Origin of the sequence: Azospirillum oleiclasticum (assembly GCF_013423485.1) — a bacterium.
GTDB lineage: Bacteria > Pseudomonadota > Alphaproteobacteria > Azospirillales > Azospirillaceae > Azospirillum > Azospirillum oleiclasticum.
The window spans coordinates 116,422-132,983 of record NZ_JABFFR010000035.1 but is presented as its reverse complement, the minus strand read 5'-3'; the positions used below and the strand labels follow the sequence as shown (position 1 = coordinate 132,983).

Annotated in this window: 10 protein-coding genes; 6 read left to right on the top strand and 4 right to left on the bottom strand. The window is 68.8% G+C overall.

Annotated features, from left to right (window positions below; translation table 11 throughout):
• Nucleotides 1-7: 7 nt before the first annotated feature.
• The gene (locus tag HL658_RS28870) at nucleotides 8-1,159 is read right to left on the bottom strand and encodes a hypothetical protein (protein ID WP_180285731.1); all 1,152 of its coding nucleotides are present in this window, start codon (nucleotides 1,157-1,159) and stop codon (nucleotides 8-10) included.
• Between the two features lie 79 nt (nucleotides 1,160-1,238).
• Nucleotides 1,239-2,204: a hypothetical protein gene (locus HL658_RS28865; protein WP_180285732.1), complete on the bottom strand. Its 966-nt coding sequence runs from the start codon at nucleotides 2,202-2,204 to the stop codon at nucleotides 1,239-1,241.
• An 829-nt stretch (nucleotides 2,205-3,033) separates the two neighbouring features.
• Here HL658_RS28865 and HL658_RS28860 point away from each other — a divergent pair.
• From HL658_RS28860 to HL658_RS28835, 6 genes are all read left to right on the top strand, one after another.
• Nucleotides 3,034-7,842: an SPASM domain-containing protein gene (locus tag HL658_RS28860; protein WP_180285733.1), complete on the top strand. Its 4,809-nt coding sequence runs from the start codon at nucleotides 3,034-3,036 to the stop codon at nucleotides 7,840-7,842.
• The gene (locus tag HL658_RS28855; protein ID WP_180285734.1) at nucleotides 7,839-8,822 is read left to right on the top strand and encodes an NAD-dependent epimerase/dehydratase family protein; all 984 of its coding nucleotides are present in this window, start codon (nucleotides 7,839-7,841) and stop codon (nucleotides 8,820-8,822) included. The genes HL658_RS28860 and HL658_RS28855 overlap by 4 nt, the downstream gene beginning before the upstream one ends.
• A 224-nt stretch (nucleotides 8,823-9,046) precedes the next feature.
• Nucleotides 9,047-11,107 carry a B12-binding domain-containing radical SAM protein gene (locus HL658_RS28850; RefSeq protein WP_180285735.1) on the top strand — a complete coding sequence of 687 codons (2,061 nt, stop codon included), beginning with the start codon at nucleotides 9,047-9,049 and terminating at the stop codon, nucleotides 11,105-11,107.
• 43 nt (nucleotides 11,108-11,150) lie between these two features.
• The gene (locus HL658_RS28845; RefSeq protein WP_180285736.1) at nucleotides 11,151-11,504 is read left to right on the top strand and encodes a tetratricopeptide repeat protein; all 354 of its coding nucleotides are present in this window, start codon (nucleotides 11,151-11,153) and stop codon (nucleotides 11,502-11,504) included.
• Nucleotides 11,462-13,402 (top strand): hypothetical protein, encoded by a 1,941-nt coding sequence (locus HL658_RS28840; protein ID WP_180285737.1) that lies wholly within the window; start codon nucleotides 11,462-11,464, stop codon nucleotides 13,400-13,402. The genes HL658_RS28845 and HL658_RS28840 overlap by 43 nt, the downstream gene beginning before the upstream one ends.
• Nucleotides 13,403-13,506: 104 nt before the next feature.
• Nucleotides 13,507-14,703 (top strand): ABC transporter substrate-binding protein, encoded by a 1,197-nt coding sequence (locus HL658_RS28835; protein ID WP_180285738.1) that lies wholly within the window; start codon nucleotides 13,507-13,509, stop codon nucleotides 14,701-14,703.
• Nucleotides 14,704-14,724: 21 nt separating this feature from the next.
• Here HL658_RS28835 and HL658_RS28830 read toward each other — a convergent pair whose 3' ends face one another.
• A complete protein-coding gene (locus HL658_RS28830) occupies nucleotides 14,725-15,645 on the bottom strand; it encodes an NAD-dependent epimerase/dehydratase family protein (protein ID WP_180285739.1) in 921 nt (306 codons plus the stop codon).
• Nucleotides 15,642-16,388: an SDR family NAD(P)-dependent oxidoreductase gene (locus HL658_RS28825; RefSeq protein WP_180285740.1), complete on the bottom strand. Its 747-nt coding sequence runs from the start codon at nucleotides 16,386-16,388 to the stop codon at nucleotides 15,642-15,644. The genes HL658_RS28830 and HL658_RS28825 overlap by 4 nt, the downstream gene beginning before the upstream one ends.
• Between the last annotated feature and the right edge of the window lie 174 nt (nucleotides 16,389-16,562).

Here is a 16,562-nt window from a genome sequence, read left to right as displayed (position 1 = left end):
ATCCGACTCAGCCACTTCCCGGACGGACACTGACGCCGTCGATCAGGCGGAAATGCGGGTAGCGCCGCGCCAGCTCTCGGAATGGTGCGTACACCGGGTCGTCGTTGACCGGCCGGTGCGGATCGTGCAGCACGTCGATCGCCAGCCCCTGGTCGAGCAGCTTGGCGAAGGTCGCGGGCATGTAGACTTCGGGGAAGAGCCTGGGGTTGATCCACACGGGGATCAGGCCGCCGGCATAGACGAGGTGGATGCGTCCATCCTGGCGGGACAGCTTCGGCGCGCTGGCCGGGGCCACGAATTCCGGAAGGGAATAGGCCTGCATGGTCAGGTTGGGCGGCGTATGGCCGTGCCGGCGCCCCCAGTTGGCCATCACATGCGGCGGATAGCGGGAGATCACGGCCGAGGCGTGGTGCAGGATGTAATGCTCCAGCGCGTAGTCGAGATCGACGATCGCCGGATCCCACACCGTGCACAGCTCGTCACGCGGCGCGTAGATCGAGGAGATGTCGTAGAAGTCACAGACCACGGCGGCTTTGGTCTTCATCTCCACCGCCATCCTGCCCAGCTCGTAGGAGAGCTGCCAGCATTGCAGGTGGAAGATGTCCGGCTCCATCGCGCGCATCAGTTCGCGCATCGCGAAGTGGCTGCTCTCCAGACAGGCGATACCGTCCATGTTGTCCTGGAACAGCCGGCGCAGGTCGTCGGCGACCGGATACAGGGTCAGCAGATAGGTGCGGAACCCGTTGCGACGCAGGTAGATCGCCTCGCGCAGAACGACGAAGTACGGGCTCTTGGCGACGAAGACGACCACCTTGTTGCCGTCGCTGCGGTCGTTCACCCGCGCGATGAGCTCGGCATGGCGGTCGAGCACCGCCTGCCGGTGGGCCGCGGTCACCGCGTCCTCGATCCCGCTGGCCGCCGCGGCCGTCGCCAGATCGCGCGCCGCCGCCTGGACGGCCGGGTCGCCCTCCGCCTGGGCCAGATGCTGCTCCAGCCGCCCGTCGGACAGGCCCTCGCCGGTCTCGCCCGCGTCCCGCAGGCCCTGCAAGATCAGTCCGCCGAGCGCCGCCGGGTCGCTGTAGGGCAGGGCGAAATTGGCGTGATAGAGGGACTCCAGCCTTTCCGTGCTGGTCGGCGGGGGGGCCTTGGCCGGCTTCATGGACACATACCCTTGGGACGCGAGTGGGCGGGAGGATGGCCGGCCGGGAGCCGGCCGGGGGCGCACGATCCGCGGCCGGTCACAGGTCGCGGCGCCGGGGTGCGGTCCGTCCTTCCGCGCGTCCGCGCGCGACGAAATGGTGAAAGCCGCTCTCGAACTCCTTCAGGGAGACGGCGGTCGCGGCGTCGGGGTAGATCAGCAGATACTCCTGCTCGTCGAACTGCGCGCGCTCCGGGTCCGGATCGCACGCCGCCTCGGCGCGCGGGCGCGGCACCACCTCGACCCGGAGGGCCGTCAGGGGGGCGCTTTCGGTGATGGTGCACAGCTCGCCGTTGCGGGCGACGAAGCTTTCCCCGAAGCCAAGGAACTCGCCCTGGTAGCGTACGTCGTACGCTTCCGCCGCCGGACCGGTCAGGCGTACGGCGAACTTGGTGATCACCACCGCCTTGTTCTTGGTGCCGCAGTACCGGCCACCACGGGCCCAGGGGGTGAGCCCGAGGGCGCCGTTGCCGCAGCGATACTCGATGCCGAGATCCGGCACCCCGCCGCCCAGCGTGATGGTGAACCCGTCGAGCGCCGTGGTGCCCGGTGCGCCCGCCCATTCGCCGTTGGCGTGGACCCGCTCACCGGCACCGGCGACGACGGCGGCCACCGTCAGCGTGGGCGTGGCGGCCAGGCTGACCGGCGCGGCGGCGGCAGCGGCCACGGGACGGCTGGCGACCGGCACCCGCGCCCTGCCGGTGTCCAGGTCAAGCAGCTTGACCACCACACGGCGATCGGCGGTCACTGTGGCACCGGGCTGGAATTCGCTGACGTAGAGCGTCGCGTCGTCGCGATGGACTTGGCACAGCGCCGGCTGACCGCCGGCCGCCAGCACCACGCTGTCGGTCCCGGTCCGACCCAGGAAGGTCGCCCCCGCTTCACCAGCCGCAGGAGCGAGGAAAGCCACCGCGAAACCGCCGTCCGGACCCGGATTCAACCGGATGCTGTACAGCCCTGCCTGAAGTAGGAAAGAATGGCACACGGACTGGATGTTGGCAGCCACGGATGTTGCTCCTTTCTCGGTGCCCACCGGAATCGACGTGGGCAGACCCGTCGGTGATTAGAGTGGAATTGGGCGCACGGGCGACGCGCCGCGCGCTCCGGCGGCAGACACTCCGGGACCGTCAACCTTACGCACCGGTTCGAACGGGAGGACAGGACGCTGGAGCAGGCGAAGGGGGCCGTCGGATCGCGCCCTGGATCCGTATCCGGCGTCAGCCGGGCATCCGGCTCCAAAACTGCGGAGTCCGCTCGCTCCGCGCTGACTTGCGATACGGACGTCACCCAACAGCGTTCGTCGTTCCGCCAGCGTCGCCATCAAAGTCCATCCACGCCGTAAAGCATCTTGAACGAATCGACAGTCACATTCGTCAATGCGCCATTGTCATATGATGAAGATAATAGTATGTCAAGACGGATGTTGTCGCTTGTGTTTCCAAATTGTAATATTCATGGGACTCTCCATTGAATGTATGCGTGCAGTCGAGATGTCCCGTCTGAGGAAAGCCTGGACCCGAAAAGAGAGACACCGTGGTCGGAGTTCTTTAGAACAGCGGGCTCGGGAATCCAACCCGTCGCTTCGCTCCTTCCCGACTGCCTGCATTCGCCACCTGCCCGCGCCTCCAGCACTGTGCTACCCTGCCGGGGCGCCGTCGGGCGACAAGGCAGGGCGACCGTTGCGCGCCAGGGGAGATCGATCGGGCAGGCCGTCCGTCTGGTCACTCCCATTTCGAAAGCCATAGGCTCGAGGTACAATTTGTCACAGTGTCGATGCCGGTACCGGTGAACATCGGTCCCGGCCTGCCAATCCCACAGCCGAAAGCCATCGTACGATGACCGAAGCCCGTCCGCTGTACCTCGCGATCCTCGACCCTGCCGAGCCGTGGGACCTTACCGGCAGCGACGGCGCGGCCGCCGCGATCGTCGCGCTGGAGCGCAACGGGCAGGACGCGGCCGCGGCACTGCTGCGGGCGCTCGACACGGAACGGCAGGGGGGGGCGACGGCAGCCTATGATGCGCGGCCCGACTACCGTTTCTGGCTGGAGTCCGGCGATCCGCTGGTCTGTTCGCTGCGGGCCGACGCCCCCGACGGCGCGGCGGTTGTCTGCCTGCTGCCGCCCGACCGGACGATCGGCACGCCGGTCGGCCGGCCCGAGCTGCTGATCCACCTTGCCCGCGCGGTGTCCGCCATGCCCGGCACGGGCCCGACGGTCGGGGCTCTGTTCGAGGCGGCGCGTGCCCTGTTCCGCCGCGGCGACCATGCCGCCGCGCGCGCCGCCGTGGCCGAGGGGAGCGCCCGGGGAAGGCACCCACTGCTTGACATGGCCGGGGCCGTGCTCGCGGCAGTTGCGGAGGAGCGGCCAATTCCGCCGTATCTGGAGGATGTGTTCGGAACGTCGGATCACTTCGCCACGCGCTACTGCCCCCGCCCCTTCGTCGGGTTGACCGTGGATGCCGGCGGCGATGCGTATCTTTGCCACGCGGCCGGCATCGCCACCCCCGCCGGCTCGGTGCGGGACCAGCCGCTGCAGGCCCTGGCCGATTCGGATCTCGGGCGGTCGGTCCGGCAGGCGGTCATGGATGGGTCGTTCCGCTACTGCAACCGTCTCACCTGCCCGGCGATCACCGGCGATGCGCTGGCGCTCCGTGACGAGACCGACCCGCAATGGCAGGCGGTGCGCGCCATCGGAACAGGCGGGCAGCCGCCCCGAATGCCCACCGCGCCCTGGAGCGCCCCCTATGGCCTGGTCACCGAACCCGGCGCGCCGCTGCGCCTGTTCACCGACGTCGCGCGCTGGGCCGAGGCGGTGGCGGAGCTGCTGCCGGGGACCCCGGCGAAGGAACTGGCGACCGCGCTGATCCTTGATGAACCGCGCGCCCCGGTCGGCGTGTACCAGTCACCCGACCATTACGAAGCCTGGCTGACGGCGGAGGATGATCCGTTCGTCTGTTCAATGGTGACCGTCGCCCCGCACATCCCGCAAGTGCCGTGTCTGACGCCTCGGGACGCGGCCGGGGCGCCTCTGTCGAAGCTCGATTTCCTGATCCGCATCGCCGACGGCAAGCCACCGCCGGAGATGCTGACGGGCGCCCCGTTCGCCGCGACCCGCGGCCTGTTCCGCGCCGGCCGGCTGGAGGAGGCGCGCGATTTCCTCGACCGTCACAGCGCGCGCCAGCGCCATTTCCTTTACGATCAGGCGCGCATGGTGCTTGCCTACGCCCTGAGCGGCCGTGCGGTTCCGGACCATCTCGCAGACGTCCTCGGACGCTCGGACCATTTCGCGAAGCGTTACTGTCCGCGGCCGTTCCGCGAGCTGAACGTGGAAGCCGGCGGCGGCGCCTTCCTTTGTCATTCCCTCGGCATCAACATCCCGGCCGGGCCGGTGCAGGACGGAGACCTCGGCCGGTTGCTGAACTCCGGGACGGCGCGGTTCATCCGCCGCAGCATCCTCGACGGGTCGTTCCGCTGCTGCAACCGCCTGCTCTGTCCATCGATCACCGGGGGCACGCTGCCGCTGCGCGACGACTCCGACCCCGAATGGCAGGCCATCCGGGCGTTCGAGTCCGGTTGCGTCGAGCGCGTCGAGGTCCTCACCTCCCCCATCCCCTTCCTGCTGGTGACCGAGCCGGGTGGAGCGCCGCGCCTGTTCCACGACGTCGAGAACCTGACCGCCGCCGTCGAGCATGCGCTACCGGGGACACCGGTCACCGGACTGGTCGCCGCCATGCGACGCGACAACGCCGGCAATCCCGCCGACGTGTATGAAGCGCTTGAGCTGTATGAGGCGTGGTTGACGGCGGACGACGACCCGCTGGCCTGCACCATCGTGACCGTCGGTTCCCAGTTCCCGCCGATGCTCTGCCTGCGGCCGCGGGACGGCATCGGCGAACCGCTGTCGAAGGTGGACTTCCTGGTGCGCATGGCCGCCGACCGGCCGCCACCGGTGTTCATCGCAGCTCCCTTCGCCGCCACCCGCGCCCTGTACCGGGCCGGACGGATCGCGGAGGCGCGCGACCTGATGGAGCGCCACATCGCCCGGCAATCGCATTTCCTGTTCGAACAGGCGCACGCCGTGCTGACCTACGCGGCCAGCGGGCGGCCAGTGCCGGCGCATCTTCAGGACGTGCTCGGTCATTCCGATCACTTCCAGGGCCGTTTCTGCACGCTGCCCTTCTACGAGATGACCATCGGGGTGGATGGCAGCGCCTATCTCTGCTGCCCCAGCTATCTGAACCTGACCGCCGGCAACATCCTCACCGACAAGGTGTCGGACATCGTCAATTCGGAGACCGCGATCCGCATCCGCCGTTCGATCCTGGACGGCGATTTCAAGTACTGCAACCGACTGTCCTGCAGCTTCATCGCCGGCGACAATCTGCCGACGCGTGAACAGGCGCGCGCCCATCCCTTCTTCCGCAAGGTCATCGACGAGGACCGCGCCGAGCTGGACGTGATCCACCGCATGTCGCTGGCGCTCGACCGCTCCTGCAACCTGAGCTGCCCGTCCTGCCGGTCGGAGGTGATCATCGAGAAGGGGCAGGCCGTCGCCGCCATGATGAAGGCGACGCGGGATGTGATCCTGCCCATGCTCAAGAAGATCAAGGTCATGCAGATGAACGGCTACGGCGAGTTCGCCATGAGCGAGCCGTGCCGGCTGATCCTGAAGAGCATCAACCGCGAGGAGTACCCGGACCTCAAGCTCGACCTGATCACCAACGCGCTGCTGTTCGACGGCGGTTTCTGGCAGAAATTCCCCAACGCGCATTCGATGATCCGCACCGTGCGCGTGTCCATCGACGGCGCGACCAAGGACACCTACGAACGGCTGCGCCGCGGCGGCGATTTCGGGCGGCTCCAGCAGAACATGGCCTTCCTCGCCTCGCTCAGGAGGCAGGGCATGTTCGAGGAGCTGAGCATCCTCTGCGTCTACCAGCTCGACAATTTCCGCGAGATGAAGCGGATGGCCGAATGGGCCATCGAACTCGGCTGCGACCGCATCTATTTCGAGAAGCTGCTGAACTGGAGCAGCTACGGATCGGACGCGGGCTATGTCCGGCGCGCGGTGCATCTGCTGGAGAACCCGCATTACGCGGAATTCCGGGAGATCGTCTCCGATCCGATCTTCCATCATCCCGCGGTGGTGCGCGACTGGATCGACACCGACGCCGCGACCGGCATCGACACCTCCCAACTGGCCTTCCTGCCGCTCGCCCTGACGCTCGAGGAGGGGCAGGCGCCATCCACCATCGCCGACTGGGCCAACGCCCGGCGGCAGGCGGCGGCGCTGGCCGACAGCCGTCCGGCCGTCGCGGCGTTGCTGCGGGGCATCGCGCACGACACCCGCGGTGAGCCCTTCGGCGCCTACGACGCGGTGGCGGACTACGACGCCTGGATGGCGGCACCCGACGATCCCTGCGGCTGCGCGATCGAGACCATGGCCGGCGGCACGGTGTTCGTCGCGGTCAAGCCGGATGGCGGGCCGATGCCGGCGGTCGACAAGGCCCGTATGTTGCTGCGGCTGAACGAGCTGAAGGACCGTCCCTTCCTGCATGGCGGCGTGTTCGCGGCGGCGCGCACGCTGTTCCGTGCAGGACTGGTCGCGGAGGCGCGCGACGGCCTGAAGCGCTGCGCGGAGCGGGAATTCCACTTCATCGAGATGCCGGCGCTCGACGTCGCCGAACGTACGCTGTCGGGCGAGGCGGTGCCGCCGCACCTGCGGGGCGTCTTCGGCGCGGAGTCCGCGACCGCCGGCCGCTTCTGCCCGCGCCCCTTCACCGATCTGAACGTCGAGCGGGATGGCAACCTGTACGTCTGCCATTCCCACTACCTGAACCTGCCCGCCGGCAGTCTGGACGGGGATGGGCTGGCGGCGGCGGTCAACTCCGACACCGTGCGGCGCATCCGCGACTCGGTGTTGGACGGCAGCTTCACCGCCTGCAACCCGCTGCATTGCGCGGCGCTGCGCACCGGCACCCTGCCGACGCGGGAGGAGGCCCGCGCCGATCCGTACCTGCGCACGATCATCGACGAGCACCGGACCCGCCTGGACCGCGTGGAGCGCCTGGTGTGGCCGGTGCCGTTCCTGATCGACGCCGGCGACGGGGCCGCGCCGCAGGGCTTCCGCGACATGGCGGCGCTGGAGGCCGCCATCGACGGAACACCGGAACCGCTGGCGTCGCTGCTGCGCGCCCTGTGCCTCGACGCCAGCCTGCGGGGCGAGGACAACGCCGCCTCCGTCGCCCACTACATGGCGTGGCTGGACAGCACGGACGACACGACCGTGTGCGTGGAGGACCAGCCCTTCGCCGCGGCGGGGCCCCTCCTGCTGCTGCGATCCGGCGGGGCCGGCAGCGGGCGCGTGCTCGGCCGGACGGAGTTCCTGCTGCGCCTCAACGAGGCGCGGATGACGCTGCCGGACGTCGGCCTCTTCCGCCCCTATCTGGTCGGGGCCGTCTGCGCGGCGGCCCGTACCCTGCTGAACGACGGCCGGCGCGACGCCGCCGCCGCGGCCCTGTCGGAACAGCTCGCGCGCGAACGGCACCCGATGGTGGAAGGGCTTCTTACCACCATGACACGCCCTCCGGCCCCTCTCGCGACACACTCGGCGTATGAGGGTATCGTTCCGGAATGGGTGCGATGAGGGTCCTGATCCTCGGCGGCGGCGTTTTCCTCGGCCGGCACCTGACGGATGCCTTGCTGACTGCGGGGCACGCGGTCACGCATTTCAAGCGCCGCCATCAGCCGCGACCGGGGGTGGAGCTGCTGCTCGGCGATCGCGACGGCGACCTGTCGGTGCTGGACGGGCGTCGCTGGGACGCGGTGGTCGACACCTGCGGCTACCGCCCGCGTCAGGTGGACGCGGCGGCACGCCGGTTGCGAGTCGGCGTGCCGCACTATGCCTTCATATCCAGCGTCAACCAGTACGCCGGGGCACCGGTGCCCGGCATCGACGAGCACCACCCGTCCGACACCACCCCGGTCCCGGACGAGGCGCCGCTGGACGCCATCACCTACGGGCCGCTGAAGGCCGCCTGCGAGGAGGCGCTGCGCCGCGTCTACGGCGATGACGCGCTGATCGTCCGGCCCGGCTGCCTCGTGGGCCCTTGGGATCAGGCGCACCGTTTCCCCTATTGGGTCCGGCGGGGCGCCGCGGGTGGCGCCATGCTGGTGCCCGGTGGTCCGACGCAGCGCTGGCAGGTGATCGACGCGCGCGATGTTGCCGGATGGCTGGTGCGCATGCTGGAGCGGCAGGTCTGCGGCACCTACAACGCCGTGGGGCCGGCGCACAGCGCCGCGGAGCTGATGGCCGCGCTCGCCGGTGACAGCGGCACGGTGCCGGTCTGGGTGCCACCCGATCTCCTCGGGAGGCGACCGGGCGGGGCGCGCTGGCTCGATCTGGCGGAATGGTCGGCGCTTCCGGCGGCGTGGCGTTGGCTCTACGCGATAAACGGCGGCCGTGCGTTCCGCGCCGGGCTGCGGCCGCGGCCCTTGGCCGACTCCGCCCGCGACATGCGGGCATGGCTGGAACAGGTGCCGCCACAGCCTGCCGATGCTTTGGACCCGGCCGCCGAAGCGTCCCTGCTGCGCCTCCAGGCAAACCGGCGGTCAGAGTTGGCGTAAGAATGTGCAAAGTTGTTATCGTCAGAAACCATGTGTCCATGAGTCGCTATGGTTATTGCCTCAAGGGCTGTAGGGTTGTTCGACTTTGACGAAACTTCTCTGCTAAGTCTTGTCGCGTACGGAGTACCCATGTTATGGTAATCTTGCTTCGCGGACATAGCGATTGCAACCATCGCAACGGCCGTACGGCAGGGTGACAGCACGGGCAAGGGGGAACCATTAGAATGCGAATCCTGATCGTCGCACCGAAATTCACGGCCGCGCCGGGCGACTTTTATCAGTTCCCACTGGGGCTCGGCTACATCTCCTCGGCTCTGAAGCGGGCCGGGCACGAGGTGCATTGCCTGAACTGCAACCATTCCGCCACCGATCCGGTGCAGCTGGTTGCCGAAACGGTGCGGGCGATCAAGCCCGATGCGGTCGCCAGCGGCGGCCTGTCGCCCTTCATGCCGATGGTCAAGGACCTGTTCGCCGCGGCGCGGCGCGTCAAGCCCGACGTGATCAACATCGCGGGCGGCGGTTGCCTGTCGAGCGACCCGGAAGCCGGACCGGTGGTGATGGACATCGACGTCGGCGTCATCGGCGAGGGTGAGGAAACCATCGTCGATCTGGCCGACGCTCTGGAGCGCGGTCGTGACCTCGCCGGTGTGCTCGGCATCGTCTACAAGGATTCGAAGGGGGCCATCAAGCGCACCCTGTCTCGCCCGGCCATCGCGGATTTGGGCACGATCGCCTGGCCCGACTATGACGGTTTCGGCTTCGGCGACGTCATCGATCTGCAGCGGCCGACCGACAATTATTTCTTCCACACCAAGGACAAGCCGCGGTCGATCGATATGATCACCAGCCGCTCCTGTCCCTACCGCTGCACCTTCTGCTTCCACCCGACCGGCAAGGTCTACCGCGAGCGGCCCTTCGACGACTTCTTCGCCGAGCTGGAGTACCGGATCGAGCGCTACCAGATCAACATGGTGGCGATCATCGACGAGTTGTTCTCCCTGAAGAAGGCGCGGCTGCTGGAGTTCTGCGAGCGGATCGAGCCCTACAACCTTCAGTGGATGGTGCAGCTCCACACCAACTGCGCCGAGGACCGCATCCTGGACGCCATGAAACGTGCCGGCTGCACCTACATCAGCTACGGCATCGAGGCGATGAGCCAGGAAATCCTCGACAGCATGAAGAAAAAGTCGAAGAAGACCCGCATCGATGTCGTGCTCGCCAACAGCTACGACAAGAAGCTGGGCATCCAGGGCAACCTGATCTTCGGCGACACCAACGAGACGCTGAAGACCGCCAACGAGTCGATGTCGTGGTGGGCGAACAACCGCCGCTACATGATCAACACTAACCGTCTCCAGGTGTATCCGGGCAGCCCCGACTACATCGAGGCGGTGCGCGACGGGCTGATCAAGGATCGCGTGGATTACATCGACAGCCAGTTCGTCGACCTCAACATCTCGAAGATGAACGAGGACGATCTGAGCATTCTTGCGACCAAGATCTGGAGCGCCCAATCGGGCCTGCTGAGCATTGCCGAACCGACCATCTTCGCGAAGGAGCCGGAGCCGGACCCGATCCGCGGCGATCTCTACCGGGTCGCCTGGGACTGCCCGCGCTGCTATCACCACAACGATTATCGCGGCGTGTTGATGGGCGATGTGGCGAACGAGCAGTCGCTGCGCCTGACCTGCCGCGGCTGCCTGTCGCGCTACGACGTCCCGAACGAGCTGCGCGTGCGCTTCGAGGATCGTCCGGAAAAGCCGGCGCTCGACGCGCGGTTCGCCGAGGCGCAGGCCCTCATCGACGCCGGGCGCCGCAACGAGACGCCGCCGATGCTGCATGAGATGGTCGGGCAGGCCGTGTGGTATTGGCCGGCGCATGTCGAACTCGGACGCTTCTACGCGTCGGTGGGGGCCGGCCCGTCGGCCGTCCGGCATTTGGGCGCCGCCATCCAGTTCAACCCGTTCGAGCCGGCATGCCACATCGCCTACGCCGAGCGCATGATGGAGGAGGGCGCGATCGGGCTGGCACGTGTTCATTACGAGCAGGCGCAGAAACTCGATCCGGGCAACATGGATGTGCTGCTGGCTCTGCACGACCTCGAGAACGGCCCCTACAGCGAGGAGCAGCGGGAGACGTACTTCATCTCCTACTCCGACGCTCCGGCTCCGCAGCGTCTGGCCGCCGCTCCGAACGCCTGCGGCTCGCGCCGCCGGGACGAGATCGAGTTCCCGGACATCGCACAGCTCGAGGCGGACACGCAGCGGTTGATGGCTGCGGAATGACGGGGACGCGCACGGCCCCCGGACCGACGGGGGCGCAGCGCGCATGAGCGTTGCGCGTCCCGCGCCGTCCGGGGTCCTTGCCGGATCCCCCGATCACGCCTACGCCACCGCGGTGGCGCTGCACAAGGAGGGGCGGCCGGCCGATGCCGCCGCCCTCTTCCGTGCCATCCTGGACGGTCACCCTCGGCTGGTTGCGGTGAATCTGGCGCTCGGCACCGCCCTTCTCGACCTGGAGGATTGGGCCGGGGCGCTGGACGCCCCTTCGATCGGTTTGCCGTCACCGGGCAGCACGCCGGCTGGACGCAATACTACATTGGCTTCTGCCACCAGAAGCTCGGCGATGACGATGCGGCGTTGGCCGCCTATGACCGGGCGTTGGCCGTCGATCCCGATCTGACGTCGGCTGCGGCGAACCGGGCCGCCATTCTGGTCCGGCTGGCCGACGAGGTCTGGCGCATCCGTGACCTCGTCCACCGGGCCGGTGCCGCATCCGGCGTGTCCGTTGCCGGCATGATCCTGTCGGCGGTCGCCGGCACACTGCGTGGCTGGGCCTGGGACAGCACCACCCCGTCCGCGGCAGTCGCTGTGGAGCTGGTGATCGACGGTTCCGCCCACGGCATCCAACGGGCGGCCCTGCCCTGCCCGCCTCTGGAGCGGTCGGTGGTGGGCAACGGGCGGCACGGCTTCGCCTTCACGCTGCCGGACCTGGTCCGCGACGGACGTTTCCATCGGCTCGGCGTGCGCGTCGCCGGAACCGACGACGGCTGGGTGTGCCCGGCCCTGCTGCTGCGGCAGGGGGGCACGACGACCGACAGCGTGGCCATCCAGACGCCGCCCCGCCTCGACCGCGACACGCTCGAGGATGTGTACACGGAACGCATCCGCCCCCCGGCGACCCGGCCGGAGGCGATGCTCCTGGTCCGCGCCCTGGGCAGCGGCCTCGGCCAACCCCCCTCCGGCGCGGTCTGGCCCGCGCTGGCCGAGACCTGCGACGCCCTGCTCGACCTCGTTCCACGCGGCGAGACGGGCGGAGCGTCCGGCGGGACAGGGCTTGCCGCCGCCATCGACGACCGGATGAACTCCTTCCTGGCCAAGACACTGGCCCCCTTCCTCGGCGGGATGAACGCCGGCGGGCCGGGGCCGGCCGTCCTCTTCGTCGCCTCGATCCCCTATTTCATGATCCTGCGCGAGGCCATCCACCTGCGCCGCAATGGCTTCCGGGTGTTCCTGCTGTCGCTGCACGAGCCGGAGCCCGCGGTGCGGTCGCTGTTCCGGGCGCATTTCGACGGCATGGCGCATGCCGGCGGCAATCTCTTCGTCCTGCGTGGCATCCTGCGCGCCTCGGCGCCGGCCGTCTTCCATGTGCAATGCTGGATGTGGCACTACCACCTCGCCCGTATGGCGATCGAGGCGCGCCGCGACGCCAAGGTGGTGTGCGAGTTCTACGACGTCACCTCGGTCTACGCCGAGCGCGATTTCCTGTGCATGAACTGGACGAACCGCGAGGTCGATTTCGACCTGCACATGGAAGACCACATCCTGCACAACGCCGACGGCGTGATCACCCGCTTCCCCGAGGCGACGATGCGGGCCTGGGAACGGCGTTTCGGTGCGATGCCGCCCTGGATCACCATGCAGACCTGGCCCTGCCCGGACTTCATGGACGACGGCGGCCCCAAGCTGTCGGAGCAGGATGGCGCGCTGCACCTCGTCTATGCCGGCGGGATCGTGCCGGGGACCCTGGAACCGATGCTGTTCCCCGAAGTCACCATGCCCGATGCCTTCCGCCGTCTGCTCCGACAGGGCATCCGCATCGACCTGCTGCACGACCCCAACCGCCGCATCAACCCGGACGATCCGGTCTACCAGCCCTACATCCGGCTCCAGCGGGAGTTCGCCGGCTTCCGCATCATCGACGGGGCGCCGCCGGACCGTGTGGCGTCGCGGCTCAAGCTCTACGACTTCGGCATGCTGCTGATGAACTTCGATCTGGGCAGCGTGCAGATCCGCGAGGAGCAGCGCACCGGCGTGATGGCCACCAAGCTCTACACCTACCTGGAAGCCCACATCCCCTTCGTGGTGAACGCGGAGTACACGGCGATGGCGCGCTTCGCCGAGGAGCATGGCATCGGCATCGCGGTATCGACCGACCAGCTCGACCGGCTGGAGGGGATCCTGCGCGCCGCCGACCGCGACCGGTTGAATGCCAACATCAGGACCTTCAACGACCGCTTCGGCATGCCGCGCCGGATCCACGACCTGATCGGATTCTACCAGCGCATCGGCGCCATCTGAAGCATGCGCCACGGCGCGGCAGGCACGCCTTGCACAAAGTGCGGACTCTGGTGTATCGCCGGGTCGGCCCGGCGCAGCCCGGCCCTTACCGGATGGAGGCGACCATGGGCGCAGGAACCAGGTTCGGCACGGGCGTCATCATCGCCGGTCTCCTCCTATCCACCGGCGCGCTGGCGGACACCGTGCGCGTCGGGGTGGTCGGCCCCTTCTCCGGACCCTACGCGGTGTACGGAAAGAACTTCCGCCTGGGGATCGAGGCCTATGTGTCCGCGCAAGGGATGAAGGCCGGCGGCCACGAGGTCAGCTTCGTGTACCGCGATCTCGACGCTCCCAACCCCGCTCGGGCCAAGGCCATCGCGCAGGAGCTGATCGTCAAGGAGAACGTCCAGTACCTCGCCGGCTTCTACTTCACACCCAACGCCATGGCGGCGGTCCCGCTGCTGAAGGAAGCCAAGGTCCCGCTGGTCGTGTTCAACGCCGCCACCTCCTCCATCACCGCCAGCAGCCCCTATGTGGTGCGGACCTCCTTCACCATGTGGCAGAACGCCGTCCCGGCAGCCCGCAGCGCCGGGCGGCTGGGCATCGCCAGCGCCGTTACGGCGGTCAGCGACTACGCCCCCGGCATCGACGCGGAGACGGCGTTCCGCACCACGTTCGAAACGCTCGGCGGCCGTGTGCGCGACAGCATCCGCATCCCGCTGGGCACCAGCAATTTCGCGTCCGTGATGCAGCGGATCGTCGATTCCGGGGCGGACGGGGTGTTCGCCTTCCTGCCCAGCGGGCCGGCCACCTTCGGCTTCGTCCGGGCCTTCCACGAGAGCGGGCCGCGACAGATGGGCATCAAGCTGCTGACCACCGGCGACGTGGTGACGGAGCCCGACCTGCCCGCCCTGGGCGCCGCCGGGGTCGGCGTCTACTCCACCTACCACTACGCCGTGTCGCACGTCTCGCCGGAGAACGCCGCCTTCCTGGAGCGGATCGCGGCGGTCGGCGGCCAGCGCGCGGAGGTGGCGATGACCGCGGTCGCCGCCTATGACGGCACCCACCTGCTGTACCGCATGATCGAGGCGACGGGCGGCGCCCGCGACCCCGACCGCGCCATCGAGGCGGTGAAGGGGCTGGCCTGGACCAGCCCGCGTGGGCCCGTTTCGATCGATCCGGTGTCGCGCCACATCCGGCAGACCGTGCATCTGCGCGTCGTCGAGCGCAGCGGCGACGGCTACATCAACCGCGAGATCGACTCGTTCCCCGACCAGCCCGACCACGGCTTCGAGGCGGTGCCGCGGCCCCCGGCGCGCTGACCCGCGCGCCGGGTCCTCCCGTTAGCCCGCCGCCAGCTTCCGGTAGGCGTCGAAGGTCAGCGCCACGCCCTCCGCCAGCGGCACCGACCTCCAGTCCCCGATGCGGCGGCGCAGGGGCGTGTCGTCCAAGGGGAATTCGGGTTTCGGCCGGACGTGCGACGAGGGTGTGACGGCCGCTGCCGGATCGCAGGCGCGGATGGCGGCCAGCAGGTCGTCGGTGCTCTCCTCCCGCGCGCTGAGGTCGGAGACGATGGGCTCCGGCGGCGTGGCGGCGAGGCAGCGGACCACCACCTCCGCCACCTCCCCCGCGTACTGGAAGGACATGGTCCCGGCGAATGGCATGGCATAGGGACGCCCCTCCGCCGCCGCGCGGATCGCCTGGGTGATCGCCGCCGTCTCCCCGTCGTCGCGGCCGACGCCGTAGACCACGTTGGGCCGTAGCCCGACGCTGGGGATGCCGTGGTCCATGAAATAGACCTTGGCGATGTCCTCGTCGGCACGCTTGTAGACGCCGTAGAGGTTGGCCGGCGACTTCAGCGGCCCGCGCGGGTGCGCGGCGGCGGAGCTGGTGTAGACGATGCGGCGGATGCCGACTGCGCGGGCCGCCTCGAACACGTTCAGGTGCCCGATCACGTCCACCAGCGCGCCCAGCACGGGTTTGGCGCGGCAGGCGGGGATGGTCAGCGCCGCCAGATGCAGGATGGAGCGCGCCTCCGCCCGCTCCGCCGCCTCCCGCACGGCGGTGCCGTCGGTGACGTCGCCGAGGATCCAGGGCACCGCCCGGGCCGCCTCCGCCCCGGTCAGCAGGGCGAGGCGCCGGCGGTCGTCCACGATGTCGAAGGCGACGATCCGCTCACCCGCATCGATCAGGCGCCGCATCACCCAGGCGCCGAGGAAGCCGCTGGCTCCGGTGATCAGGACCGGTCCGACCATGCTCGTCATGCGACCATCGCCTGTCCGCCGTTGACATCCAGCATGGCGCCGGAGACGAAGCCCGCCTCCTCCGACGCCAGAAAGGCCACCGCCGCCGCGATGTCCTCCACCCGCCCGTGCCGGCGCACGGGGATGCCGGCCACCATCGCCGCCCGCTCGTCCGGCGTCTTGCGCTCCGACAGCAGGCGGTCGACGCGCGCGGTCAGGATGGCGCCGGGGCAGACGGCGTTGCAGGTGATGCCGAAGGGGCCGAACTCCTGCGCGAGCTGGAGCGTCATCGACTGCACGGCCCCCTTCGACGCGGCGTAGTTGGCCCCGGCGAACAGGCTGCCGAACCGCCCGGCCTTGGAGCCCAGGTTGACGATGCGGCCGTAACGACGCTCCACCATGCCCGGCAGCACCGCGCGCAACGTGCGGACCGTGGCATCGACGTTCAGCGCGAAGACCCGCGCCCAGTCCTCCTCCGTCTCCTCCAGGAAGGGCTGCGGGGTGTGCAGCGAACCGCCGGCGTTGTTCACCACCACGTCGATGCGGCCCAGCCGCTCCTCCGTGATGCGGGCGGCCTCGCCGATGGCGGCCGGATCGGTCAGGTCGACGGCGAGGAATTGGACCGCCAGACCGGCGACCGCGTCGCGGGCCGCGGCGATGGCGGCCTCGTCGCGGTCCCACACCATCACCGCGGCACCCTCGCGCGCCAACCGTTCCGCGATCCCCAGCCCTAGGCCGGCAGCACCAGCGGTCACCAGCGCCATACGCCCTTCAAAACGCACGTTCGGGTCTCCCTAGTGGACGAGCGGGCCGCATGATCGCTCCAGCATCCACGCGATGGTCCGTGATGCGGATTGTGCGGCCGAGATGCCTTGCATTGTGCCGAAGCCTCGTCCAGAATGGAACAATAATCCACTGTATGGAACAAAAGGGGAGGA